This is a genomic window from Kitasatospora purpeofusca, from assembly GCF_000718025.1.
Classification (GTDB): Bacteria; Actinomycetota; Actinomycetes; order Streptomycetales; family Streptomycetaceae; genus Kitasatospora; species Kitasatospora purpeofusca.
In genome coordinates, this window is sequence record NZ_JODS01000007.1 from 79,840 (window position 1) to 103,966 (window position 24,127).

At 72.2% G+C, this 24,127-nt stretch carries 22 protein-coding genes; 4 read left to right on the forward strand and 18 right to left on the reverse strand.

Annotated features, from left to right (window positions below):
• From nuoH to IF01_RS0113090, 10 genes are all read right to left on the reverse strand, one after another.
• On the reverse strand, positions 1–1,377 hold the full coding sequence (gene nuoH, locus IF01_RS0113045; protein WP_030393523.1) for an NADH-quinone oxidoreductase subunit NuoH: 1,377 nt from the start codon (positions 1,375–1,377) through the stop codon (positions 1–3).
• Positions 1,374–3,875, reverse strand: coding sequence for an NADH-quinone oxidoreductase subunit G (locus IF01_RS0113050; protein WP_030393524.1), 2,502 nt, complete (start codon positions 3,873–3,875; stop codon positions 1,374–1,376). The genes nuoH and IF01_RS0113050 overlap by 4 nt, the downstream gene beginning before the upstream one ends.
• Complete coding sequence (gene nuoF / locus IF01_RS0113055; protein ID WP_030393525.1) at positions 3,872–5,233, reverse strand: NADH-quinone oxidoreductase subunit NuoF; 1,362 nt, start codon at positions 5,231–5,233, stop codon at positions 3,872–3,874. Before nuoF ends, IF01_RS0113050 begins: the two co-directional genes overlap by 4 nt.
• Positions 5,233–6,033 (reverse strand): NADH-quinone oxidoreductase subunit NuoE, encoded by an 801-nt coding sequence (nuoE, locus tag IF01_RS0113060; protein WP_078879915.1) that lies wholly within the window; start codon positions 6,031–6,033, stop codon positions 5,233–5,235. Before nuoE ends, nuoF begins: the two co-directional genes overlap by 1 nt.
• Positions 6,030–7,385 carry an NADH-quinone oxidoreductase subunit D gene (locus IF01_RS0113065; protein WP_030393527.1) on the reverse strand — a complete coding sequence of 452 codons (1,356 nt, stop codon included), beginning with the start codon at positions 7,383–7,385 and terminating at the stop codon, positions 6,030–6,032. The genes nuoE and IF01_RS0113065 overlap by 4 nt, the downstream gene beginning before the upstream one ends.
• The gene (locus IF01_RS0113070; protein ID WP_030393528.1) at positions 7,385–8,098 is read right to left on the reverse strand and encodes an NADH-quinone oxidoreductase subunit C; all 714 of its coding nucleotides are present in this window, start codon (positions 8,096–8,098) and stop codon (positions 7,385–7,387) included. Before IF01_RS0113070 ends, IF01_RS0113065 begins: the two co-directional genes overlap by 1 nt.
• On the reverse strand, positions 8,095–8,649 hold the full coding sequence (locus IF01_RS0113075; RefSeq protein ID WP_030300882.1) for a NuoB/complex I 20 kDa subunit family protein: 555 nt from the start codon (positions 8,647–8,649) through the stop codon (positions 8,095–8,097). Before IF01_RS0113075 ends, IF01_RS0113070 begins: the two co-directional genes overlap by 4 nt.
• Positions 8,650–8,774: 125 nt before the next feature.
• Positions 8,775–9,134, reverse strand: coding sequence for an NADH-quinone oxidoreductase subunit A (locus tag IF01_RS0113080; RefSeq protein ID WP_014137597.1), 360 nt, complete (start codon positions 9,132–9,134; stop codon positions 8,775–8,777).
• A gap of 713 nt (positions 9,135–9,847) precedes the next feature.
• A complete protein-coding gene (locus IF01_RS0113085; protein WP_030393529.1) occupies positions 9,848–10,570 on the reverse strand; it encodes a response regulator in 723 nt (240 codons plus the stop codon).
• A gap of 149 nt (positions 10,571–10,719) precedes the next feature.
• Entirely contained in the window at positions 10,720–11,796 is a 1,077-nt protein-coding gene (locus tag IF01_RS0113090; protein WP_051755274.1) for a sensor histidine kinase, read from the reverse strand.
• A 188-nt stretch (positions 11,797–11,984) separates the two neighbouring features.
• Between IF01_RS0113090 and IF01_RS0113095 the strand changes: the two genes are divergently transcribed.
• On the forward strand, positions 11,985–12,608 hold the full coding sequence (locus IF01_RS0113095; RefSeq protein ID WP_078879917.1) for a hypothetical protein: 624 nt from the start codon (positions 11,985–11,987) through the stop codon (positions 12,606–12,608).
• 55 nt (positions 12,609–12,663) lie between these two features.
• Here IF01_RS0113095 and IF01_RS0113100 read toward each other — a convergent pair whose 3' ends face one another.
• Entirely contained in the window at positions 12,664–13,593 is a 930-nt protein-coding gene (locus IF01_RS0113100) for a DMT family transporter (protein WP_051755277.1), read from the reverse strand.
• Between the two features lie 237 nt (positions 13,594–13,830).
• On the opposite strand from IF01_RS0113100, the gene IF01_RS0113105 reads away from it, so the two are divergent.
• Both IF01_RS0113105 and IF01_RS0113110 read left to right on the forward strand, forming a co-directional pair.
• Positions 13,831–14,550 carry a peptidylprolyl isomerase gene (locus IF01_RS0113105; protein ID WP_244215496.1) on the forward strand — a complete coding sequence of 240 codons (720 nt, stop codon included), beginning with the start codon at positions 13,831–13,833 and terminating at the stop codon, positions 14,548–14,550.
• A gap of 71 nt (positions 14,551–14,621) precedes the next feature.
• Positions 14,622–14,951 (forward strand): MazG-like family protein, encoded by a 330-nt coding sequence (locus IF01_RS0113110; protein WP_037779732.1) that lies wholly within the window; start codon positions 14,622–14,624, stop codon positions 14,949–14,951.
• 106 nt (positions 14,952–15,057) lie between these two features.
• Here IF01_RS0113110 and IF01_RS0113115 read toward each other — a convergent pair whose 3' ends face one another.
• The 7 genes from IF01_RS0113115 to IF01_RS0113145 form a co-directional block, all read right to left on the reverse strand.
• The gene (locus IF01_RS0113115) at positions 15,058–16,341 is read right to left on the reverse strand and encodes a geranylgeranyl reductase family protein (RefSeq protein WP_030393534.1); all 1,284 of its coding nucleotides are present in this window, start codon (positions 16,339–16,341) and stop codon (positions 15,058–15,060) included.
• A gap of 158 nt (positions 16,342–16,499) precedes the next feature.
• Positions 16,500–17,192: a demethylmenaquinone methyltransferase gene (locus tag IF01_RS0113120; RefSeq protein WP_030393535.1), complete on the reverse strand. Its 693-nt coding sequence runs from the start codon at positions 17,190–17,192 to the stop codon at positions 16,500–16,502.
• A gap of 216 nt (positions 17,193–17,408) precedes the next feature.
• The gene (locus IF01_RS0113125; RefSeq protein WP_043466611.1) at positions 17,409–17,996 is read right to left on the reverse strand and encodes a hypothetical protein; all 588 of its coding nucleotides are present in this window, start codon (positions 17,994–17,996) and stop codon (positions 17,409–17,411) included.
• Positions 17,997–18,350: 354 nt separating this feature from the next.
• On the reverse strand, positions 18,351–19,049 hold the full coding sequence (locus tag IF01_RS0113130; RefSeq protein WP_030393537.1) for an amidohydrolase family protein: 699 nt from the start codon (positions 19,047–19,049) through the stop codon (positions 18,351–18,353).
• Positions 19,050–19,114: 65 nt separating this feature from the next.
• On the reverse strand, positions 19,115–20,338 hold the full coding sequence (gene mqnC / locus IF01_RS0113135; protein WP_051740416.1) for a cyclic dehypoxanthinyl futalosine synthase: 1,224 nt from the start codon (positions 20,336–20,338) through the stop codon (positions 19,115–19,117).
• A 176-nt stretch (positions 20,339–20,514) separates the two neighbouring features.
• Positions 20,515–22,332 (reverse strand): serine/threonine-protein kinase, encoded by a 1,818-nt coding sequence (locus tag IF01_RS0113140; RefSeq protein ID WP_030393539.1) that lies wholly within the window; start codon positions 22,330–22,332, stop codon positions 20,515–20,517.
• 142 nt (positions 22,333–22,474) lie between these two features.
• A complete protein-coding gene (locus IF01_RS0113145) occupies positions 22,475–23,413 on the reverse strand; it encodes a menaquinone biosynthetic enzyme MqnA/MqnD family protein (RefSeq protein WP_051740419.1) in 939 nt (312 codons plus the stop codon).
• A 356-nt stretch (positions 23,414–23,769) separates the two neighbouring features.
• Here IF01_RS0113145 and IF01_RS0113150 point away from each other — a divergent pair, with 356 nt between their 5' ends.
• On the forward strand, positions 23,770–23,973 hold the full coding sequence (locus tag IF01_RS0113150; protein WP_030393541.1) for a cold-shock protein: 204 nt from the start codon (positions 23,770–23,772) through the stop codon (positions 23,971–23,973).
• The last annotated feature ends 154 nt before the right edge of the window (positions 23,974–24,127 follow it).

Sequence of the window (24,127 nt, forward strand, 5' to 3'; positions counted from 1 at the left end):
TCAGCTCCCTTCGGAATGGTCGGCCCCGTTGAGGGCGTCCTGCAGTTGCTTCGGGGCGCGGCTGCGCCGGCGCGGGACCGGCGGGAGCTGCTGGCCGGGCAGCGGGGGCACCGGGTAGCCGCCGGCCATCGGGTCGAACTCCCCCTGCGGCGCCTCGGACCCGGGCTCCGGCTTGCGCTTCAGGACGTCCCGCAGCAGGCCGAGCAGCAGCAGCGCGCCGACCGGGGCACCGACGTACAGCACCACCTCGCCGAAGCCGTAGCCCTCGTTGCGCAGGGCCCGGACGCTGGCCACCATGACCAGCCAGGCCAGCGAGACCGGGATCAGCACCTTCCAGCCGAGCTTCATGAACTGGTCGTAGCGGAACCGGGGCAGGGTGCCGCGCAGCCAGATGAAGAAGAACAGCAGCAGCTGGATCTTGAGAGTGATCCAGAGCAGCGGCCACCAGCCGTGGTTGGCGCCCTCCCAGAACGTGGAGACCGGCCACGGGGCCCGCCACCCGCCCAGGAACAGGGTCGAGGCGACCGCCGAGACGGTGACCATGTTGACGTACTCGGCCAGCATGAACATCGCGAACTTCAGCGAGGAGTACTCGGTGTTGAAGCCGCCGACCAGCTCGCCCTCGGCCTCCGGGAGGTCGAACGGCGCGCGGTTGGTCTCACCGACCATCGCGACGATGTAGACGATGAACGACACCGGCAGCAGGACCGCGAACCAGGTGGGCTGCTGCGAGGAGACGATCTCCGAGGTGGACATCGAGCCGGAGTAGATGAAGACCGCCGCGAAGGACAGGCCCATCGCGATCTCGTAGCTGATCATCTGGGCAGAGGAGCGGATCCCGCCGAGCAGCGGGTAGGTCGAGCCGGAGGACCAGCCCGCCAGCACGATGCCGTAGATGCCGACCGAGGCAGTGGCCAGGATGTAGAGCAGCGCCACCGGGAAGTCGGTCAGCTGCATCGGCGTCCGGGTGCCGAAGATCGAGATCTCGTCGCCGGCCGGGCCGAAGGGGATCACCGCGAAGGCCATGAACGCCGGGATGGCGCAGACGATCGGGGCCAGGATGTAGACGACCTTGTCGGCGCCGGTGACCACCAGGTCTTCCTTGAGCGCCAGCTTCACGCCGTCGGCGAGCGACTGCAGCAGGCCCCACGGGCCGTGCCGGTTGGGCCCGATGCGCAGCTGCATCCAGGCCACCACCTTGCGCTCCCAGACGATCGCCACGAGGACCGTGCCGACCAGGAAGCCGAAGCAGAACACCGCCTTCAGCAGGACCAGCCACCACGGGTCCCGGCCGAAGAAGCCGAGCGTCTCGTTCGCGGCGAGCTCGGCCAGCGCGGCCGGGCCGTGTCCGGCGAGCGGGTGCGGGGTCGGGGTCACTTCTCCTCCTCCTCGGGCCCGGCCGTCCCGGCCGGCGCGGTGGCCTCGGCGGCGGCGATGGTGACCAGGTGGCCGACGGTGGTGCCGAGCGTCCGGTAGGCGCCGCCCGGCGTGGAGTTGAGCGGGATCCAGACCGTGCGGTCCGGCATCTCCTTGGCGATCTCCAGCGGCAGGGTGAGCGAGCCGGCCGGGCCGGTCAGCCGCAGCGCGGTCGCGGTCGCGGCGCCGATCTCGGCGGCGGTGGTCGGCGAGACCCGGGCGACCGCCGGGTGCCGGGTGCCGGCCAGGTGCGGGTCGCCCTGCTGGAGCGAGCCCCGGTCGAGCAGCAGCCGCCAGCCGGCCAGGACCGCCTGGCCGGTGGCCGGGCGGGGCAGCAGGCCGGGGTGGGCGGACGGCGCGGCCGGGCGGTCGCCCGTCCAGGGCAGGAACCGGTCCAGCTCCTGCCGGGCGGCGCGGACGTCGGGCAGGCCGAGCCGGTGGCCCAGGGCGTCCGCGAGCATGTTCAGCACCCGCAGATCCGGGTGCAGGTGGCGGCCCATCTGCTGGTCCGGCTTGAGCGCGGCCTCGAACATCCGCACCCGGCCCTCCCAGTCCAGGAAGGTGCCGGCCTTCTCGGCGACCGCGGCCACCGGCAGCACCACGTCGGCGTGGGCCGTGACGGCGGACGGGCGCAGCTCCAGCGAGAGCACGAACGGCACCGCGGCCAGCGCCTCCTCGGCCAGGGCCGGATCCGGCAGGTCCTCCGGGTCGACCCCGCCGACCAGCAGCGCGTCCAGGTCGCCGCTGACGGCGGCGGCGAGGATCTGCTCGGTGTCCCGGCCCAGTCGGGCGGGGAGTTCGGCCACGCCCCAGGCGGCGGCGGCCTCGGCCCGGGCGGCCGGTGCGGCGACCGGACGGCCGCCGGGCAGCAGGCCGGGCAGGGCGCCGGCCTCGACCGCGCCGCGTTCACCGGCCCGGCGGGGGATCCAGGCCAGCCGGGCGCCGGTGGCGTGCGACAGCCGCAGTGCGGCGGTGAGCGCACCGGGGGCCGCGGCCGCCCGCTCGCCGACCAGGATCACCGCGCCGGGGGTGCGGAGCAGTTCGGCGGCGCGGCCGGCGTCGTCGTTGAGCGGCTCGTCGGCGGCGAGCGCGGCCAGCCACTCGGCCTCGGTGCCGGGGGCGGCCGGCAGCAGCGATCCGTGCAGCTTGGCCAGGCCCCGGGAGGCGTGCGGAGCGATCGAGAAGACCCTGAGGCCGTGGCCCCGGTTGGCCTTGCGCAGCCGCAGGAAGACGATCGGCGACTCCTCCTCGGGCTCCAGGGCCAGCAGCAGGACCGCCGGGGCGGCCTCCAGCTCCTCGTAGCCGAAGGGGCTGCCACCGATGTCGACGCCCTGGCCTGCGACGGCGGCGGCCAGGAAGTCGGCCTCCTCGCCGCTGTGCGGGCGGGACCTGAAGTCCACGTCGTTGGTGCCGAGCACCACCCGGGCGAACTTGGCGTACGCGTAGGCGTCCTCGACCGTGACCCGGCCGCCGGTGAGCACTCCGGCGCGGGTCCCGCGCAGCCCCTCGGCGGCCCGGGCCAGCGCCTCCGGCCAGGAGGCGGCGACGAGTTCGCCGTCCCGCCGGACCAGCGGGGTGGTGAGCCGGTCCCGCTGCTGGGCGTAGCGGAAGGCGAACCGGCCCTTGTCGCAGTTCCACTCCTCGTTGACCGCCGGGTCCTCACCGGCCAGCCGGCGCAGCACCTTGCCGCGGCGGTGGTCGGTGCGCTGGGCGCAGCCGGAGGAGCAGTGCTCGCAGACGCTCGGCGAGGAGGTCAGGTCGAACGGGCGGGAGCGGAAACGATAAGCCGCCGAGGTGAGCGCGCCGACCGGGCAGATCTGGATGGTGTTGCCGGAGAAGTACGACTCGAAGTCGTCGCCCTCGCCGGTGCCGACCTGCTGGAGGGCTCCGCGCTCGACCAGGTCGATGAACGGGTCCCCGGCGATCTGCTGGGAGAACCGGGTGCAGCGGGCGCAGAGCACGCAGCGCTCGCGGTCCAGCAGCACCTGGCTGCTGATCGGCACCGGCTTCTCGTAGGTGCGCTTCATCCCCTCGAAGCGGGAGTCCGTGTCACCGGTGGACATCGCCTGGTTCTGCAGCGGGCACTCGCCACCCTTGTCGCAGACCGGGCAGTCCAGCGGGTGGTTGATCAGCAGCAGCTCCATCACACCGCGCTGGGCCTTCTCGGCGACCGGCGAGCTGAGGTGGGTGCGCACCACCATGCCCTCGGCGACCGGGATGGTGCAGGAGGCGACCGGCTTGCGCTGGCCCTCGATCTCGACGATGCACTGCCGGCAGGCGCCGGCCGGGTCGAGCAGCGGGTGGTCGCAGAAGCGCGGGATCTGGGTGCCGATCTGCTCGGCGGCCCTGATCACCAGGGTCCCCTTGGGGACCTGCACTTCGACGCCGTCGATGGTGAGCGTGACCAGCTCGACCGCGGCCTTGTCGCCCGTGGAGGTGGATGGCTCTGTGATCGTCACGCGTGCACCTCCCTTTCGGTGGCGGACTGGTGGCCGGGGCGGGGGCCGTCGGCCCAGACGGTGGAGGCGGCCGGGTCGAACGGGCAGCGGCGCTCGGCGAGGTGCTGCTCGTACTCGGCCCGGAAGTACTGGAGCGAGGAGACGATCGGGCTGGCCGCGCCGTCGCCCAGGGCGCAGAAGGACTTGCCGTTGATGTTGTCGGCGATGTCGAGGAGCTTCTCGAGGTCGCCCTCGACGCCCTGGCCGGCCTCGATCCGCTTGAGCAGCTGGACCAGCCAGTAGGTGCCCTCGCGGCAGGGGGTGCACTTGCCGCAGGACTCGTGCGCGTAGAACTCGGTCCAGCGGGTGACGGCGCGGACCACGCAGGTCGTCTCGTCGAAGATCTGCAGGGCCTTGGTGCCGAGCATCGAGCCGGCCGCGCCGACGCCCTCGTAGTCCAGCGGGACGTCGAGGTGCTCGTCGGTGAACATCGGGGTGGAGGAGCCGCCCGGGGTCCAGAACTTGAGCTGGTGGCCGGCCCGGATGCCGCCGCTGATGTCGAGCAGCTGGCGCAGGGTGATGCCGAGCGGGGCCTCGTACTGACCGGGGTTGGTGACGTGGCCGGAGAGCGAGTAGAGCGTGAAGCCGGGGGACTTCTCGGTGCCCAGGCCCTTGAACCACTCCTTGCCGCGGGCCAGGATCGGCGGCACCGAGGCGATCGACTCGACGTTGTTCACCACGGTCGGGCAGGCGTAGAGGCCGGCGATGGCCGGGAACGGCGGGCGCAGCCTGGGCTGGCCCCGGCGTCCCTCCAGCGAGTCCAGCAGCGCCGTCTCCTCGCCGCAGATGTAGGCGCCGGCGCCGGCGTGGACGGTGATGTCCAGGTCGAGTCCGGAGCCGAGGATGTTCCGGCCGAGCAGCCCCGCCTCGTAGGCCTCGGCGACGGCGGCCTGGAGCCGGCGCAGCACCGGGACGACCTCGCCGCGCAGATAGATGAAGGCGTGGTCGCAGCGGATCGCGTAGGACGCGATGATCATGCCCTCGATCAGCGAGTGCGGGTTGGCGAACAGCAGCGGGATGTCCTTGCAGGTGCCCGGCTCGGACTCGTCCGCGTTGACCACCAGGTAGTGCGGCTTGCCGTCGTTCTGCGGGATGAACTGCCACTTCAGGCCGGTGGGGAAGCCGGCGCCGCCGCGACCGCGCAGACCGGAGTCCTTGACCAGGGCGATCACGTCGTCCGGGGGCATCGCGAGGGCGGCCTTGAGTCCCTCGTAGCCGGCGTGGCGGCGGTAGGTGGCGAGCGTCCAGGGGCGGTTGTCGTCCCAGAACGCCGACAGCACGGGGGTGAGCAGCTTCTCGGCCGGCTCGGCGGAAGTCATCACGCTTCAGTCCCTTCCTGGCCGGTGCCTTCGGCGGACCCGCCCTCGTGGCGTACGCCCTCGTGGCGGGGGTCCTCGTGGCGGGGGGAGACGACGCGGGTGCCGCCGGTGCCGGGCAGGGCCTCGCCGCGGGCCAGCCGCAGACCGGCCAGCGAGGCCGCGCCGCCCGCGCCCGACTCGTCGACGGCGCCGGGGCGCTCGTCGGGGAAGCCGGCCAGGATCCGGGCGGAGTCCTTGAAGGAGCAGAGCCGGGCGCCACGGGTGGGGACGGCCTCACGGCCCGCGCGCAGGTCGTCGACCAGCAGCTTGGCGCTCTCCGGCGTCTGGTTGTCGAAGAACTCCCAGTTGACCATCACCACCGGCGCGTAGTCGCAGGCGGCGTTGCACTCGATGTGCTCGATCGAGATCCGGCCGTCCTCGGTGGTCTCGTTGTTCGCGATCCCGAGGTGCTCCTGGAGCTCGGCGAAGATCTGGTCGCCGCCGAGCACCGCGCACAGGGTGTTGGTGCAGACCCCGACGTGGTACTCGCCCGCGGGCCGGCGCCGGTACATGGTGTAGAAGGTGGCGACGGCGGTGACCTCGGCGGTGGTGAGGTCCAGTTGCTCGGCGCAGAACCGGATGCCGGTCGGGCTGACGAAGCCCTCCTCGGCCTGCACCAGGTGCAGCAGCGGCAGCAGCGCGGACCGGGCCACCGGGTAGCGGCCGATCAGCTCGGCGGCGTCGGCGGCCAGCCGGGCGCGCACCTCCTCGGGGTACGGCCTGGCCGGCAGCGCCGGCATCCCCAGTTGGACGTCTGTCACCGGTCCACGCCTCCCATCACCGGGTCGATCCCGGCCACCGAGACGATGACGTCGGCCACCTGGCCGCCCTCGCACATCGCCGCCATCGTCTGCAGATTGGTGAACGACGGGTCCCGGAAGTGGACCCGGTACGGGCGGGTCCCGCCGTCGCTGACCACGTGCACGCCCAGCTCGCCCTTGGGCGACTCGACCGCCGCGTAGGCCTGGCCGACCGGGACCCGGAAGCCCTCGGTGACCAGCTTGAAGTGGTGGATCAGGGCCTCCATCGAGGTGCCCATGATCTTCCGGATGTGGTCGAGGGAGTTGCCCATGCCGTCCGGGCCGACCGCGAGTTGGGCCGGCCAGGCGATCTTCTTGTCCGCCACCATGACCGGACCGGGGCGCAGCCGGTCCAGGCACTGCTCGACGATCCGCAGGGACTGCTTCATCTCCTCCAGCCGGATCAGGAAGCGGCCGTAGGAGTCGGCGCCGTCCGCGACCGCGACCTCGAAGTCGTAGTTCTCGTAGCCGCAGTACGGGTCGGTCTTGCGCAGGTCGTGCGGCAGGCCGGTGGCGCGCAGGATGGGACCGGTGGCACCGAGGGCGAGGCAGCCGGGCAGGTCGAGGAAGCCGACGTCGACCAGACGGGCCTTGAACACCGGGTTGCCGGTGGCGAGTTTGTCGTACTCGTGCATCCGCGAGCGGATGGTCTTCACGGCCTCGCGGATCTGGTCGACCGCGCCGGGCGGGAGGTCCTGGGCGAGGCCGCCGGGGCGGACGTAGGCGTGGTTCATCCGCAGACCGGTGACCAGCTCGAACACGTCCAGGATCAGCTCGCGGTCGCGGAAGCCGTAGATCATCAGGGTGGTGGAGCCGATCTCCATGCCGCCGGTGGCCAGGCAGACCAGGTGGGAGGAGATCCGGTTGAGCTCCATCATCAGCACCCGGATGACGTCGGCGCGCTCCGGGATGTCGTCGGTGATGCCGAGCAGCTTCTCGACCGCCAGGCAGTAGGCGGTCTCGTTGAACAGCGGGGTCAGGTAGTCCATGCGGGTCACGAAGGTGGTGCCCTGGACCCAGCTGCGGAACTCCATGTTCTTCTCGATGCCGGTGTGGAGGTAGCCGATGCCGCAGCGGGCCTCCGTCACCGTCTCGCCGTCGATCTCCAGGATCAGCCGCAACACCCCGTGGGTGGAGGGGTGCTGGGGGCCCATGTTGACGATGATGCGCTCGTCGTCGGCCCGGGCCACGGCGTCGACCACCTCGCCCCAGTCGCCGCCGGTGACCGTGAAGACCCGGCCCTCGGTGGTTTCCCGGGCGCCTGCCTCGGCCGCGCCGCCCTGGTTCGTCTCCTCGTAGTGCTGGGTGTTCATCAGCTGTACGACCTCCGCTGGTCGGGCGCCGGGATCTGGGCGCCCTTGTACTCGACGGGGATGCCGCCGAGCGGGTAGTCCTTGCGCTGCGGGTGTCCCAGCCAGTCGTCCGGCATCATGATCCGGGTGAGGGCCGGGTGCCCCTCGAAGACCAGGCCGAAGAAGTCGTAGGCCTCGCGCTCGTGCCAGTCGTTGGTGGGATAGACGCTCACCACGGACGGGATGCGCGGATCCGCGTCCGGCGCGGTGACCTCCAGCCGGATCAGCCGGCCGTGGGTGATCGAGCGCAGGTGGTAGACCGCGTGCAGTTCGCGGCCCTTGTCGCCCGGGTAGTGCACACCGCTCACGCCGAGGCAGAGCTCGAACCGCAGCGCCGGGTCGTCGCGCAGGGTGCGCGCGGTGCGGAGGAGGTGCTCGCGGGCGATCCGGAAGGTGAGCTCGGCGCGGTCGACGACGGTCTTCTCGATCACCTCGGCCGGGTCGAGGCCCTGTTCCTCCAGGGCACCCTCCAACTCGTCGGCGACCTCGTCGAACCAGCCGCCGTACGGGCGCTCGGTGGCTCCGGGCAGGACGACCGGGGCGACCAGGCCGCCGAAGCCGGAGGTGTCGCCGCTGCCCTGGGCGCCGAACATGCCCTGCCGGCGACCGACCACCTCGACCGGGATCTCCCGGCGCGGCTCCTCGCGGCGGGTCTCGGGTACCTGCTCGTTCATCGCAGCAGCCCCCGCATCTCGCTCACCGGGGTGGCCTGCAGCGCGAGCGCCTCGCCCAACTCCTCGGCACGGCGCTTGTTCACACCGAGCGGCTCGTGCTGGATCTTGTCGTGCAGCTTCAGGATCGCGTCCATCAGCATCTCCGGGCGCGGCGGGCAGCCGGGCAGGTAGATGTCCACCGGGACGATGTGGTCGACGCCCTGCACGATCGCGTAGTTGTTGAACATCCCGCCCGAGGAGGCGCAGACGCCCATCGAGATGACCCACTTCGGGTTGGCCATCTGGTCGTAGACCTGGCGCAGTACCGGGGCCATCTTCTGGCTCACCCGGCCCGCCACGATCATCAGATCGGCCTGCCGGGGCGAGCCCCGGAACACCTCCATGCCGAACCGCGCCAGGTCGTAGCGGCCCGCGCCGGTGGTCATCATCTCGATCGCGCAGCAGGCCAGCCCGAAGGTGGCCGGGAAGAGCGACGCCTTGCGTACCCAGCCGGCCGCTGTCTCCACGGTCGTGAGTAGAAAGCCGCTCGGCAGCTTCTCCTCGATTCCCATCAGATCCCTCTCAATGCCCTCAAGTCCTGTGGTTCGCCCACCCGTTCGGGCCTGTCCGCTGGTCCGGGCTTGTCCGCCCGTTCACAAGGTCCGACGGACGCCCGGTACCCGGCCCCTCCCCCGGCTCAGTCCCACTCCAGGCCGCCGCGACGCCAGACGTAGGCGTAGGCGACGAAGACAGTGGCGATGAACAGGAGCATCTCGACCAGTCCGAAGATCCCCAGGGCGTCGAAACTCACCGCCCACGGATAGAGAAAGACGATCTCGATGTCGAAGACGATGAAGAGCATCGCCGTCAGGTAGTACTTGATCGGGAACCGACCGCCGCCCACGGGCTGCGGGGTCGGCTCGATGCCGCACTCGTACGCCTCCAACTTGGCCCGGTTGTACCGCTTGGGCCCGGTCAGTGAGGCCATCACGACGGAGCCGACCGCGAACGCCGCCGCGATGGCACCGAGTACGAGGATCGGCGCGTAGGCATTCATAGCCCCCGCTCCCTCCGTCCAGTCGTCCTTGACTGCAGATCGGAACCGTCGGGTCACACTGTGGTGAACCCGGCGTTCCAGTTCCCGGAATCCACCCCATGTGAGGCAGTTCACAAAGCCTGGAACGAGCGCATCCTATGCCCGTCGGCTTGTGATCTGCGACACGCAGTTCAAGACGATCTTTGTGATCTCCGCCACCTTGTGAATCATGATGAAGGTGAGCATGACGAGAGTTGTCAACACAAAGAAGTCAAATGGTCACAAGCAGTCGCAATTATCTGCGAAGCGGCTGGTCAGGGCCGTGGTCCTATATCAACTTCGTCTAGCGGAAGGCAAATTTCCGGGCGTCATGTTGACGTGTTATGGCGGCTCACCCTCAGGGGTGGCGGCCCCGCGAACGCCCGCTTGACCCTTCGTTCACAAGCGCGCCGAGCGCAGGCCGGAGCGTCTCCCGGCAGTGGGCCGGGGCGCCTCTCGGCGGTGGGCCGGGGTGCGTTTTGGTGGTGGGCCGGGGCGCCTCTCGGCGGTGGGTCGGGACGCGTCTTGGTGGTGGGCCGGGGTGCGGCTCGGTGGTGGGCCGGAGCGCGTCTTGGTGGTGGGCCGGAGCGTGGCCCAACCGCGGGTCGGGACGCCTTGGTCCGGCGGTGGGTCGGGCCGTCTGCCGACGGTGGGGCTGGGTGCGTCCCGGCGGTACCCCGACGGGACGGAGCGACTCAGGCTCCGCTCTCCCAGGCCCAGGCGGCGATACCGACCCGGTTGCGCGCGCCGAGCTTCCGCTGGACCGAGGCCAGGTGGTTCTTCACCGTGCCCGCGCTGATGAACAGTTGCTCCGCGATCTCGCCGTTGGTGGCGCCGTCCGCGACCAGCCGCGCGATCTCCTTCTCGCGTGCGGTGAGTTCCTCGACCGGGCCGATCCGCTCGCTCTCCGCGATCCGTCCGCCCAGGGGGCGCCGTGCCCCCTGGCCTGCGGCACCACCGGTGCTGCTGCTTCTGATACCTCCTCCGATGCCGCTCCCGCTTCCGACTCCGGAGAGTTGGCGGAGCAGGCGGACGGTGATCTGCGGGCTGATCAACGCGTCCCCCGCCACGGCGGCCCGGACCGCCTCCGCGAGCAGCGCGGGCCCCGAGCGCTTGAGCAGAAAGCCCGCCGCCCCGGCGCGGAGCGCCTCGTGCACGTATTCGTCCAGATCGAAGGTGGTCACCACAACCACCCGGAACTCCCCGCCCAGCCGTCGGGTCAGCTCCAGGCCGTCCAGCCTGGGCATCCGGATATCGGCGAGGATCACGTCCGGACGCAGCCGCTCGGCCAGGGCGACCGCCACTTCACCGTCCGCGGCCTCGTCGACCACCTCGATGTCGGGCTGTGCGTCGAGGATGATCCGGTACGCGCTGCGGATCGCCTCGTCGTCGTCGGCAAGGAGCACCCGGATGCTCATCGGCCGAACCTCCTTCCGTTCCCCGGCAGGGCCTCTGTCCCTCGCCTGCCGTTCCTGTCCCACCTGTCCGTTGCACCGTCGTGGTGGTGCCTCTCCCGCCCGAGGCGGTGCGGCTCTCGCTCCGCCCCGGAGCCCCGACCCCGGAGCCGCTACCCGTTCTTCAAGGGCATGGTGACCGCCACCTGCCAACCGCTGCCCTCGCAGCCGGCACTCAGCGTGCCGCCCAGCGCCTCCACCCGGGCGGACAGACCTGCCAGTCCACTGCCGCCCCCGCCCCGCCTCGACCCGGACGGCGGCGAGACCCCACCGCCGTCGTCCCGGACCCGTACCGTCAACCGCCGCCCCTCGCTCCGCACCCGGACGTCGACCACACGGGCGGCGGGAGCATGCCGCCGCACATTGGTCAGGGCCTCGACCACGATCCGGTAAGCGGTGGCCGCCACCTCCCGGGGAACCGTCGGCTCCTCGGCCGGAGCGTCCAGTCTCACCACCACCTCGCCCGAGCCTGTGAACCGCTCGGTGAGCTCGGCCAGTTCGGCCAGGCCGGGCTGCGGGCCACGCTCCGGGCCGTCCCCTTCCCCGTCCTCGCTGCGCAGCAGGTGGACCGTCCGGTCGAGCGAGGCCAGGGCCTGCAACCCGGCCTGCTCTATCCGCTCGAACAGAGCTGCGGCCCGCACCGGGTCGAAGGCCGCAAGTACGGTGCCCGCCTGCGCCTGGGCGACCATGCCGCTGACGTCATGGGCGACGAAGTCGTGCAGGTCGTGGGCGAGTTCCAGTCGCTGGGCGCGTCTGGCCGCGGCCACCGAGCGCCGTCGGCTCTCGTCCAGCCCGCGCAGGTAGAGCCCGATCAGGACCGGCGGCAACGTGAGGACCGAACCGAAGCCGAAGAGGGTCAGCGCGCCCACCGCTCCGGAAGCGTCCTGGAACCGGGACGGCCAGAGCGCGACCGCGCCGCCGATCGTCCAGACCGCGACGGCTCCGCGCCGACCGCCCTCGGCCCGCAGGGTCAGGACCACCAGCGCCAGCAGGGAGGCGAGTTCGAGCATGCCGACCAGGCCCGTCCAGCGCTCCGACTCGGCCCAGCGGCCGGCGGCCCAGGCGCCGATCGTGGCCCCGATCGACACCACGGCGGCCGCCAGGCACACCGCCGCGATCCCGTACCGGGACCGCAGGAACCACCCGCAGAGAACCGCCGCCGGGGCGGCCAACGCCAGCATCTGACTCATCATCGCCTCCTTCCTGCGAGCAGCCTACGGATCGTCGGAGGCCTCCGCCTGTGCCGATCGGCACATTTCCGCACCCGATTCGAGCAGCCAAGACAGCCCGATCGGCACTGATGGCGACCCCGGTCCGACGGCCAGTCTTGATCCCGTCGGACCGGCCACGAGGGCCGGCCGGGAAGGAGTCGGCCACCATGTCCACCACCGCACCCACCGCGCCCGTCGCAGGCGTCGCAGTCGTCGGAGTCGCCCCGGGCACGACCGCCACCACCACTCCCCGGGCCGCCCGCAAGCGCGCCGTCCGCCCGGACGGCACCCCCCGCTGGGCCGAGCTGGCCGCCAGGGCCACCGTCTGGACCACCGTGCCGTCCGGGCTCTGGCGGCTCGCCCTCGGCGTCGGCATCCCGGTCGGCTTCAGCGGGGAGCTGGCCGCGGTGTTCGAGCACAACACCCCCGGCTGGGGCACCGCGTACCTCGTCACGCTGAGCGGGCTGGCCGAGTTCCTGGCCTTCCTCACCCTGGGGCTCGTCCGGCCCTGGGGCGAGGTGGTCCCGTCCTGGATCCCGCTGATCGGCGGCCGCGCCGTCCGGCCGCTCGCCGCGATCGTCCCCGCCGCGATCGGCTCGGCCGTGCTGACCTACATCGGGACGAGCGCGCTCTTCGGCGGCTGGGCCGACCAGTTGAGCGATCCCGAGGCCCCTCAGGGCCTCGCCGCGGTGGTCATGACCCTCTGCTACCTGCCCATGGTCGCCTGGGGCCCGCTGGTCGCCGCGGTCACCTTCGCCTACGCCCGCCGCACCCTGGGGCGGCGCAGGTGACCGGGCCGACGACGGCCGGGGGCAGGATCGCCCGCACCGGAGGACCGGCCCGCGGTCACACCGGGACGGACACCGGCTCCACCGGCTCCACCGCACGGCGCGGTGCCGAGGCGGTCCGGCGGCCCCACTCGGTGCCGACCAGGACGAGGGCGCCGCCCAGCAGGGCGAGCGGTCCGAGGTGGTTGCCGGCCAGGGTGATGCCGAACACCGCCGCCCACAGCGGCTCGGTGCCCAGCAGCAGGCTGACCCTGGAGGGAGAGGTGGTGCGGACGGCCCACATCTGTACGAAGAACGCGAACAGCGTGCAGAGCAGCGTCAGGTGGAGCAGCCAGCCCCACTGGGCCGGCCCGTAGGTGGCCGCGACCGTCCAGGGCAGCGGGCCGACGAACGGCGCGACAACGGCGAACACCAGCGTCGCGGTCGCCAGTTGGACCCAGGTGACGGCCAGCGTGTCGGTCTCCCGGATCGCCCGGACGCGGGCGGTGGCCAGCACATTGACCGTCCGCACGACGGCGGCACCCAGCACCAGCAGGTCCCCGGCCGACGGGGCCCGCAGCCCGCCCTCGCCGGTCAGCAGCGCGATGCCCACCACCGCCAGACCGGCTGCCGCGAGGAAGGGGCGCGGCAGCGGCGTCCGGGCGAGCGCGCTCTCCGCGAGCGGGGTGAAGACGATCGTGAGACTGATGATCAGGCCCGCGTTGGTCGCCGAGGTGTGCACCGCGCCGAAGGTCTCCAGGAGGAAGATCGCGCCGAGCACCAGCCCCAGGGCGGCCCCGCCCAGCCACTCGGCACGCCGCAGCCGCCGCAGCGCCCGCCAGGCGAACAGTCCGAGCACGGGGAGGACCAGGCCGAACCTCAGGACCAGCATCGCCACCACTGTGTCCGGTTCGGCCACCCGCTGCACGGCCAGGAAGCTCGACCCCCACACCACCGCCACCAGCAGTACCGGCAGGTCACGCAGAAGGACGGAGGACGATGCGCGCATGGGCGGGACCCTCTCGAAGCGAACGGAGGCGGCACACGAGAGTCGCGCACGTCGTCGGACGGATCCCGGAGTTGAGCAGGCGCCCGTCATCCTCGCGCACCGCACCGTTCCCGATCAACGGTTTTCGACTCCCGCCTGCCACGTCGCTCCTGCCGCACCCTGCCTGTCGAACCCCGCCCACCGAACCCTTCCCACCGACCCCTACCGGATCTCCACCCCGGCGTGGATGATGTCGCCATGACAATGCAGTTGTCCCCCACGGACCGGAAGGCCAGCCAAGTGACCCGGAAGCACTGGGCGTTGATCGCCGCAGCCACCGTTCTGCCGATCGTGGTGAGCACCGGCACCGCCGTCGCGGACACCCCGTCGACCGGGGCCGGAACCGGCGCGGCCGGCACCACCTGCACCTACAGCCCGGCGGTTCCCGCCGACAACTTCAAGGGCATCCCGGTCTTCGACGCCAAGAAGGCCGCCAAGCCCTACAGCGCGACCCTGAAGACCTCCCAGGGGTCGATCACCTTCCAGGCCCTCACCGACAAGGCGCCCTGCACGACCTTCTCCTTCCGCTTCCTTGCCGAGCGTGACTACTTCGACCGCAGCCACTGCCACCGGCTGACCACCCAGCGGATCTTCGTCCTGCAGTGCGGCGACCCGACCGGCACCGGCAGCGGCGGCCCCGGCTACTCCTTCCCGGACGAGAACCTGGAGGGCGCGACCTACCCGGCCGGCACGGTCGCGATGGCCAACGCGGGCCCCAACACCAATGGCAGCCAGTTCTTCTTCGTCTGGAAGGACACCAAGCTCTCCCCCGCCTACACGCCCTTCGGCCGGATCACCGCTGGTCTGGACGTCCTGCAGAAGATCGCCGCCGGCGGCGAGGACGACCAGAACAACCCCGGCGACGGTTTCCCCACCCTGCCCGTGAACATCCGCAATGTGAAGATCTCCACCCGCTGAGCCACCTTCGGGGCCTGCCGGGCTCCCGTACGGTGGTCAGCACGACCGCCAGCCGTACGGGAGCCGTGCCGATGGACAGCAGGATCTGGGAAAGCGTCGACCACGTGGTCGCCTGGCTCGACGAGGAGAGCCCGCTCCCTCCGCAGGAGGAGCGGCTGGCCCGGATCCTCAAGCTCTCCGAGGAGGTGGGTGAGGTCAGCGCGGCCGTGATCGGTGCGACCGGTCAGAATCCGCGCAAGGGCGTGACCCACACCTGGGAGGACGTCCAGCACGAGCTGTGCGACGTGGTCTTCTCCGCCCTCGTCGCGCTCCGCACGCTCACCCCCGACGCCGCCCAGGTCTTCGCCGACCGCCTCGCGTACGTCGAGAACCGCTCCGCAGCCAGCCGCCGCGAGGCGTAGGCCCCCGGGTGGCCTGGGCCACCCGGGCCGGGCTGCCCGAAGGCCAGCGGTCAGGCCTCGGGCATCAGACGCCAAGCGTCAGACCTCAGACCTCAGACCTCAGGCCTCAGGCGTTGGGCGCGACCTTGGCCAGGCCGTTGATGACGCGGTCCATCGCGTCGCCGCCCTGCGGGTCGGTGAGGTTGGCGAGGAGCTTGAGGACGAACTTCATCAGGAGCGGGTGGGTCAGCCCCCGCTGGGTCGCGAGCTGCATGACCTTCGGGTTGCCGATGAGCTTCACGAAGGCGCGGCCCAGCGTGTAGTACCCGCCGTAGACGTCCTTGAGGATGCGCGGGTAGGCCTGGAGAGCGCGCTCCCGGCCGGACTCGGTCACCCGGGCGTGGGCCTGGACGATCACCCCGGCGGCGATCTGACCGGATTCCATCGCGTAGGCGATGCCCTCGCCGTTGAACGGGTTGACCATGCCGCCCGCGTCGCCGACCAGCAGCAGGCCGCGGGTGTAGTGCGGCTGCCGGTTGAAGGCCATCGGCAGCGCGGCGCCCCGGATCGGGTCGGTCATGTTCTCGGGGGTGTAGCCCCACTCCTCCGGCATGCTCGCGCACCAGGCCTTGAGGACCTCGCGCCAGTCGAGCTCGCCGAAGGCGGGCGAGGAGTTCAGGATGCCGAGACCGACGTTGGAGGTGCCGTCGCCCATGCCGAAGACCCAGCCGTAGCCGGGCAGCAGCTTGCGCTCCCCGGCCCGGGTGTCCCACAGCTCCAGCCAGGACTCCAGGTAGTCGTCGTCGTGGCGCGGCGAGTTGAAGTAGGTGCGGTAGGCGACGCCCATCGGGCGGTCCTCGCGGCGGTGCAGGCCCATGGCGAGCGAGAGCCGGGTGGAGTTGCCGTCGGCCGCCACGACCAGCGGGGCGCGGAAGGTCACCGGTCGCTTCTCGTCGCCGAGCTTGGCGGTGACGCCGACGATCCGGCCGGTCCGCTCGTCCAGCACCGGGCCGCTGACGTTGCAGCGCTCGTACAGCCGGGCCCCGGCCTTCTCCGCCTGACGGGCGAGCAGCTCGTCGAAGTCGGCCCGCTTGCGGACCAGACCGTAGTCCGGGAAGGCCGACAGCTCGGGCCAGTCCAGCTCCAGCCGGATCCCGCCACCGATGATCCGCAGCCCCTTGTTGTGCAGCCAGCCGTTCTCGGTCGACACATCGATGCCCATGTCCACCAGCTGCTTGGTGGCCCGCGGGGTCAGGCCGTCGCCGCAGACCTTCTCCCGGGGGAAGCTGGTCTTCTCCAGCAGCAGCACGTCCAGACCGGCCTGCGCGAGGTAGTACGCGGTGGTGGCCCCGGCCGGGCCCGCGCCGACCACGATGACGTCCGCGGTGCTCTCCACAACGCCTGCGCTCAGGTCAACGGCGGTCTCGGACACGGTGGGCACACTCCTGCTGGGGGTCGACCGGCCGGCGGGGGCCGGCGCGGCTGGGCTTGGACGAGTCTATGAGCTGCGGACGGCGCTTCGGCCGGTCCCGGCGGAGGCGCCGCCGGACCGGACCGGCCCGTGACCGGTCAGACCTTGTGGGCCCGGTGCAGGGCGACGATCCCACCGGTCAGGTTGCGCCAGGCCACCTTGGACCAGCCGGCCTCCTGGAGCCGGGCGGCCAGCGCGGGCTGGTCGGGCCACTCCCGGATGGACTCGGCGAGGTAGACGTAGGCGTCCGGGTTGCTGCTCACCGCGGTGGCGACCGGGGGCAGCGCGCGCATCAGGTACTCGGTGTAGACGGTCCGGAACGGCGTCCAGGTCGGCGTGGAGAACTCGCAGATGACCAGCTTGCCGCCGGGCTTGGTGACCCGGTACATCTCGCTCAGCGCGGCCTCGGTGTCGTGGACGTTGCGCAGCGCGAAGGAGATCGTCACCGAGTCGAAGGTGTTGTCGGCGAACGGCAGCCGGGTGGCGTCGCCGGCGGTCAGCGCCAGCTCGGGGTGGCGGCGCTTGCCCTCGGCGAGCATGCCGACCGAGAAGTCGCACGGGACGACCTTGGCCCCGGCCTCCGCGAAGGGGAGCGAGGAGGTGCCGGTGCCGGCCCCGAGGTCGAGCACGACGTCCCCCGGCCCGGCGTCCACCGCCTCGGCCACCGCGCGGCGCCAGGCGCGGGCCTGGCCGAGCGAGAGCACGTCGTTGGTGCGGTCGTACTTGGCCGCGACGTCGTCGAACATGGCGGCGACTTCGTGCGGCTGCTTGTCCAGGGAGGCTCGGGTCACGCCCCCATTGTTCACCCTGGCTCCGGCGATCCGGGCAAGGGGGCGCCTTCCGGACAGTCCGGGATCGGCACCGGCCCGCCGTTGCCCCGGTCTCGAAGCACTCGGAGGGCGCACAGGGCCGCCCTCACGCCCCCCGAACAACCGCCACCCCGGTCCGACTCCCCGCCCGACTCCCCGGTCCGACTGCCGGTCCCGACTCCCCGGGAACGGACCGCCTCAGTGCAGGGCGCGTCGCCCGCCCGAGCGGCGCCGACGGCGCGAGCGCTTGCCCTGGGTTATCGCGGGCATCCCGTCGGCCAGCGCACCGGTCGCCAGGGCGACCGTGGTGGCGAACCGGTTCTGCCCGCTCCGCACGGCCACCGCGCGCCGGTGCCGCCGGATCCGCAGCATGCAGACCGCGAACAGCAGCACCGCCACCGGCACACTGAACCGGGCCAGGCCGACGCCGACCGGCTGCGGATAGGTGTCGCCGCAGATCCGTACCGCGCCCGGGTCGTCGGCCGCGTGCTCCAGGCAGACCCCGTCGCCGACCTTGGCACCGTCGGCGAGCGGCAGCGCGGTGGCGGTGTGGTGCTGGCCACCGGCCTGGTAGCTGACGGTGCTGTAGGAACCGCCGCCGCCCGGCAACTGGGTCACCACGCCCTCGACCCGCACCGGGTGGGCTCCGATCCGGTCGGCCTGCTCGGCCTGACGCCACCCCAGCAGGCACATCCCGACGGCCAGCACGGCGCTGAGCACGGCGGTGACGTACCAGCCACGGCCCAACCGCGGGGATCGCTGCGGGGGGACGGTCGCGGATCGCATGGTTCCTGTCCTGGCGTGCGTTCGGGGCCTGGGACGGGGCCCCGCCGCCCGCGGGAACGGGCGAAGTGTGGTGAGGGTACGGACTGAGCTGAGCCGGATGCTATCCGCTGGCGGGCCTTCAGGTCACGGCGAAGGGGGAATCAGGCCACCGGGACGGACCCGAAGTTCGACGGCATACGAAGCAAGTCCCGTACGTCGCAAGGGAGTACGGAGTACCGGAGGAAAAATCGAACGCCTACCGACGAGTAGGCGACACGCGCCGCGGGAAACGCCCGGCAGCGGACCGGGGCGGGAACGGCAGCGAAAGGAGAAAGAGACAGCGAGAACGAGGAGGTGGACGGACCCGGACGACGCTCAGCGCCGCCGGAACACCAGCCGCCCGCCGAGCACCACCGCGCGGCACCCACCGGCCGACGGCCCACGGTCCGAGGGACCACCCGCCGACGGCCCACCGTCCGCACCGGGCGCGAACAGCGCGAAGTCCGCCCGGCCGCCCACCACCAGCCGACCGTGCACGGCCTCGGCGAACGGCAGCCCCACCAGCGGATCCAGCGACCACACCCCCTCCGGCAGGGAGCCAGCCTCCGACAGGGAGCCCGCCCCCGGCGGAGCTACCGCCCCCGGCAACGCGACCAGCCCCGAACGGGTGACCGCCGTCCGCACCGAGGCACGCTCGAACGGCCCGGCCACCGCCGTCACCCCGAACCCGAGCATGCGCTGCAGCCCGCGCCGCGCGCTCGCCCCGCACCGTGCCTCGTCCGCCTCCCCCACCAGGCCGTCCGGCACCGGAGCGTCCCCGAGTTCCTCGCGCGGGTCGGGGTGGTACGCCCGTTCCAGCAGCCGGTGCCCCTCGGGGTGCCGCAGCCCGGGGGTGAGCAGCGCGTCAGCCCAGTCCCGGACCCGGGCCGTCGGCTGCGCCGCCGCCAGCTCCGCGTACGGGCCGACCGCCTCGACCAGCCCGTCGCGCACCAGCACCGCCCCGTCGAGGTGGGACGGGGCGGTGGGATCGGCCGGGTCGGGCAGCACGAGAGCGGCCCGGTGCAGGGTCAGCACGGCGGTGCGGGAGCCTCAGCAGTCAGCGGTCGGGTCAGCGGTCAGCGGTCGGTGGCGGTCGACGATCAGCGGTTGTCGAGGATCTTCAGCTCGGGGTGCGCCGTGCCGCCCTCGATCGCGGTGGAGGCGATGTGCGAGGCGACCCGCGGGTCGACCGGGTCGTTGGCCGGGTCGTCCAGCACGCGCAGGTGCTGGTAGGTGGTCGAGCGCTGGGCGGGGACGCGGTCGGCGGCCCGGATCAGGTGGATCAGCTCGGTGAGGTTGGAGCGGTGCTTGGCCCCGGCCGCCGAGACCACGTTCTCCTCCAGCATGACCGAGCCGAGGTCGTCCGCGCCGTAGTGCAGCGACAGCTGGCCGGCCTCCTTGCCGGTGGTCAGCCAGGAGCCCTGGATGTGGGCGATGTTGTCGAGGAACAGGCGGGCGATGGCGATCATCCGCAGGTACTCGAAGACGGTCGCCTGGGTCGAACCCTGGAGCTTGTTGTTCTGCGGCTGGTAGGTGTACGGGATGAAGGCGCGGAAGCCGCCGGTGCGGTCCTGCACGTCGCGGATCATCCGCAGGTGCTCGATCCGCTCGGCGTTGGTCTCGCCGGTGCCCATCAGCATGGTGGAGGTGGACTCGACGCCCAGCTTGTGGGCGGCCTCCATGATCTCCAGCCAGCGCTCGCCCGACTCCTTGAGCGGCGCGATCGCCTTGCGCGGGCGCTCGGGCAGCAGTTCGGCCCCGGCGCCGGCGAAGGAGTCCAGGCCCGCCTTGTGGATCCGGGTGATGGCCTCCTCGATCGAGACGCCGGAGATCCGCGCCATGTGGTCGACCTCGGAGGCGCCCAGCGAGTGGATCACCAGCTGCGGGAAGTCCGCCTTGATCGCCGAGAAGGCGCGCTCGTAGTACTCGACGCCGTAGTCCGGGTGGTGGCCGCCCTGGAACATGATCTGGGTGCCGCCCAGCTCGACGGTCTCCGCGCAGCGGCGCAGGATCTCCTCGAGGTCGCGGGACCAGCCCTTGTCGCTCTTCGGCGGCACGTAGAAGGCGCAGAACTTGCACGCCGTCACGCAGACGTTGGTGTAGTTGATGTTGCGCTCGATGATGTACGTCGCGATGTGCTCGGTACCGGCGTAGCGGCGGCGGCGCACGGCGTCGGCCGCCGAGCCGAGCGCGTGCAGGGGGGCCGAGCGGTAGAGCTCCAGCGCCTCCTCCGGGCTGATCCGGCCACCGCCGGCGGCCCGGTCGAGGACGGCCTGCAGGTCGGTGCTGGGCGCATCGAGGGTGGTCGCTGCGAGCTCGGACACCTTGCGGCCTTCTCTCTCTCGGGTACATCCGGTACTTCCGGTACTACCGGTGTTTCGCGTGCTCCGGGCCGTTCGACGGTGCCGACCGCTCCGGGTACTACGACGTGCGACGACTCCGTGCCGCGGCACCGGGTCGCATCCGGATCAGCCTACGCCAGGGCCCTCGGAGCCCTGCGTCAGCCCGTCCGCCGCAGCGTCCCGGACGGGTTCCCGGCGTTGGGGTCGGCGGAGGCGAAGCGGACGGTGCCGTCCTTCTGCAGGGTGAGCGTCTCGGAGTAGGCACCGCCAGTGCACGCCCCGGGCAGCGAGGAGCGGACGAGGCGGGAGGTGAAGACCAGTTTCTCCGGCTCGGCCGAGGTGAGCGTCCAGGCGCCCTCGCAGGTGATCGAGAGCAGGCCGGTCAGCTCGTTGCGGCTGGTGGTGGCCTCCTGCCCGATCGCGGCCCGGCCGATGACCAGGGTGGTGGCGCCGGCAGGAACCCCCTTCTGGGTGACCATGTCCCCGCGCCAGGTACCGAGGAAGGCCTCGGGCACGACGTTCGGCCCCGACGGCGCGGTCGTCGCCGACGAACCTGTCGAACCGGTCGGCGAGGACGACGAGGGCGAACCGGTCGGCGAGAGTGACGAGGACGGTGGGACGGACCGGACCGGCGAGGGCGGCGCCTGGGTGACCCCACCTGTCGCCCCACCGGTGGCCGAGGTCGCACCCGACGCCGTCGCCGTCGGCCCCGGGCCCGGCTCCTCCGGTCCCCACGCCAGGTACGCGCCGTACCCGCCTCCCGCGAGCACCAGCAGCACCGCGGCGGCCGCCAGCGCTGCCGCACCCCGTCGCCGTCGGGGTGTCGCGTCCGCTACCCCCGGCCGAGGCGCCACCGACGGCACCGGCGGCACCTCCCGCGACCCCGTCCCCGTCCCCGAAGCCCCCTCGACCCCGGCCGACACACCGACCCCGACCCCGACCCCGACCCCGGCACCGGCACCGGCACCGCCCTCGGCCCCCGCCGACGCCCCGCCGCCCCCCGTCACAGAGGTCGGCGTCCGCTCCACCGCCACCCCTCCGGCGGACGCGTCCCCCTCCGGGTCCAGCCCCTCCAGGTCCAGCAGCTGCACCGCACTGCGCCCGACCGCGGCCGCCAGCGCCGGCGGGAGCCAGCCGCCGCCCTGCCCCAGCCGGCCGACCGCCGAGCCGTCGGGGTCCAACAGCTCCCGCAGCCGCCGCGGCGTCGGCCGGAGGGCCGGGTCCTTGGCCAGGCAGTCCAGCACGATCGAGCGCAGCGGCCCGGGGGCCAGCCCGCTCAGGTCCGGCTCCTCGTGCACCACCCGGTAGAGCAGGACGGCCGCGCTCACCCCCTCGCCGAACGGGTGCACCCCGGTGGCCGCGTAGGCGAGCACCGCGCCGAGCGAGAAGACGTCGCCGGGCGGCCCGACCGGGCGGCCGTTCGCCTGTTCCGGCGACATGAAGCCGGGCGATCCGACCACGAACCCGGACTGGGTGAGCCCGGTGGCCGCGTCGAGGGCGCGGGCGATACCGAAGTCGATCAGCCGCGGGCCGTCCAGGGTGAGCAGCACATTGGACGGCTTGACGTCCCGGTGCACCAGGCCGAGCCCGTGCACGTGCTCCAGTGCCTGGGCCAGGACGGCGCCCAGGGTGCGGACGGCGGGGTCGGTCAGCGGCCCGTACTCCCGGACGGCGCCGCCCAGCGCGGGGCCGGCGACGTAGCCGGTGGCCACCCAGGGGTGGGCCCCCTCGGTGTCGGCGTCCAGGACGGGGGCGGTCCAGGTCCCGCCGACCCGGCGGGCGGCGGCCACCTCCTGCCGGAACCGGGCCCGGAACTCGGCGTCCTCGGCGAGTTCGCCGCGGACCACCTTGACCGCCACCGTGCGGCCGCCCGCCGTCCGGCCGAGGTAGACCCGGCCCATGCCGCCCGCGCCGAGCCGTCGCAGCAGCCGGTACGCGCCCACCTGTCGCGGGTCGTCCGATCCCAGTGCCTGCATCCCCCGCACGCTCCCGTCACCCGCCCGGCCCGCCGCCGGGGCCCGCTCGGGTGCAGACGCTATCGGGCGGCGGGCGGACGCCGTGCCGCAACCCGCTTCCTCCCTTGGCGGCACGCCGTCCCGGGAGGAGGCGGGGAGGTGCTCAGACCACCAGCGGCGCGGGCTCCAGCAGCGCCGGCTCCAGCGGCTCCACCGGCGCGGGCTCCAGCAGCCGGACGGCCACATCGGGTGCGAACCCGCTGTCGTGCGCGACCCGCCGGGCGAACTCGGCCACCCCGGCCAACTGCCGCTCGCCGAGCGAGAAGTCCAGGGCCTCGCTGAAGTACCGCTCCAGCACCTCCGCGTCGAAGGTCTCCCAGCGGGCGGCGTGCGTCGCCACCTCGCGGGCCTCGACCAGCGAGAGGTCCCGGGACTCCAGGAAGGCGCGGTGGACGGCCGCGGTCAGTTCGGGCCGGCGCTCGGCGAAGTCGCGGCGGGCGGCCCAGACGGCGAAGACGAACGGCAGCCCGGTCCACTCCTTCCACATATCGCCCAGGTCGTGCACGGTCAGGCCGCGTTCGGCCGCCTGCCCCAGGTAGGCGCGCAGCGCCGGGTCGCCGATCAGCACGGCCGCGTCGGCCTCGGCGAGCATCGCCTCCAGGTCGGGCGGGCAGCTGTAGTACTCCGGCCGCACCCCCTCCCGCTCCTCCAGCAGCAGGCGGGCGAGCCGGACGGAGGTCCGGCTGGTGGAGCCGAGGGCGACCTTCCGGCCGTCCAGCTCGGCGAGCGGCACCTTGCTGACGATCACGCAGGACATCACCGGGCCGTCGCTGCCGACGGCGATGTCGGGGAGCACGAGCAGCTCGTCCGCGTGGCGCAGGTACTCCACACAGGTGATCGGACCGATGTCCAGCGAACCCGCGACCAGCTGGTCGCTGAGCTTCTCCGGCGTGTCCTTGGTGAGGTCCAGGTCGAGCAGATTGCCGGTCCTGGCCAGCCCCCAGTAGAGGGGCACGCAGTTCAGGAACTGAATATGCCCCACTCGGGGCCGGACCGGGGTGTTCTCCCGGGTCTCCCGCGTTTCCTCGTCCGGTACTGCCACCGCGCCGCTCCCTTACTGTTCGTGCGCCTCCCCGCAGGGTATGCCTGCTGGTCGGGAAGCCCCGCACCACCCTTCCGTGACGCACCGTGCCGATCATCGCAACCGCCTTACGACACGCGGTGTCCAGCACGCAAGTCACCCCTGGTCGTCACAGCAGCCGCATGCTAGCGTTGCCCTCAGTTGCAGTTTGATTCCCCTTGCAGTACTTGAAGCCTGCGGAGCATGTAACCGCAGGCTTTTTGTAGTTTTTCAGCAATATCGAAAACTCCGGACCCGTCCGGAGGCAGGGCGATCAGCGCAGCGGACCGGGAGCCACACGGTGTGGTCCCCGACACGTCCCTCGCAAGGAGAACGGCATGGCTCAGGGAACCGTCAAGTGGTTCAACGCTGAGAAGGGCTTCGGCTTCATCGCCCAGGATGGCGGCGGGCCCGACGTCTTCGTCCACTACTCCGCCATCAACGCGAGCGGTTTCCGCTCGCTGGAGGAGAACCAGGCGGTCAGCTTCGACGTCACCCAGGGTCCGAAGGGCCCGCAGGCGGAGAACGTCACCCTTGTCTGAACCATCCTCGATGAGGATCTGATCGCTCGGGACCCGTCGGGTCCGTCGACGGCCGCAGGGCCGTCTCGGTGAGCACAAGAGCAGCAGTACCCAAGGGGGCCCGCCTTTCGGCGGGCCCCCTGCCTTTTCCGGGCCCGGCCCGGGACACCTCCCC

Excerpts from the sequence above, each read along its gene's own strand:
- nuoF (WP_030393525.1), bottom strand. The coding sequence starts at position 5,233 with ATGACTTCCGCCGAGCCGGCCGAGAAGCTGCTCACCCCCGTGCTGTCG.
- IF01_RS0113065 (WP_030393527.1), bottom strand. The coding sequence starts at position 7,385 with ATGAACACCCAGCACTACGAGGAGACGAACCAGGGCGGCGCGGCCGAG.
- IF01_RS0113070 (WP_030393528.1), bottom strand. The coding sequence starts at position 8,098 with ATGAACGAGCAGGTACCCGAGACCCGCCGCGAGGAGCCGCGCCGGGAG.
- IF01_RS0113075 (WP_030300882.1), bottom strand. The coding sequence starts at position 8,649 with ATGGGAATCGAGGAGAAGCTGCCGAGCGGCTTTCTACTCACGACCGTG.
- IF01_RS0113080 (WP_014137597.1), bottom strand. The coding sequence starts at position 9,134 with ATGAATGCCTACGCGCCGATCCTCGTACTCGGTGCCATCGCGGCGGCG.
- IF01_RS0113085 (WP_030393529.1), bottom strand. The coding sequence starts at position 10,570 with ATGAGCATCCGGGTGCTCCTTGCCGACGACGACGAGGCGATCCGCAGC.
- IF01_RS0113090 (WP_051755274.1), bottom strand. The coding sequence starts at position 11,796 with ATGAGTCAGATGCTGGCGTTGGCCGCCCCGGCGGCGGTTCTCTGCGGG.
- IF01_RS0113095 (WP_078879917.1), top strand. The coding sequence starts at position 11,985 with ATGTCCACCACCGCACCCACCGCGCCCGTCGCAGGCGTCGCAGTCGTC.
- IF01_RS0113100 (WP_051755277.1), bottom strand. The coding sequence starts at position 13,593 with ATGCGCGCATCGTCCTCCGTCCTTCTGCGTGACCTGCCGGTACTGCTG.
- IF01_RS0113105 (WP_244215496.1), top strand. The coding sequence starts at position 13,831 with ATGACAATGCAGTTGTCCCCCACGGACCGGAAGGCCAGCCAAGTGACC.
- IF01_RS0113110 (WP_037779732.1), top strand. The coding sequence starts at position 14,622 with ATGGACAGCAGGATCTGGGAAAGCGTCGACCACGTGGTCGCCTGGCTC.
- IF01_RS0113125 (WP_043466611.1), bottom strand. The coding sequence starts at position 17,996 with ATGCGATCCGCGACCGTCCCCCCGCAGCGATCCCCGCGGTTGGGCCGT.
- IF01_RS0113140 (WP_030393539.1), bottom strand. The coding sequence starts at position 22,332 with ATGCAGGCACTGGGATCGGACGACCCGCGACAGGTGGGCGCGTACCGG.
- IF01_RS0113150 (WP_030393541.1), top strand. The coding sequence starts at position 23,770 with ATGGCTCAGGGAACCGTCAAGTGGTTCAACGCTGAGAAGGGCTTCGGC.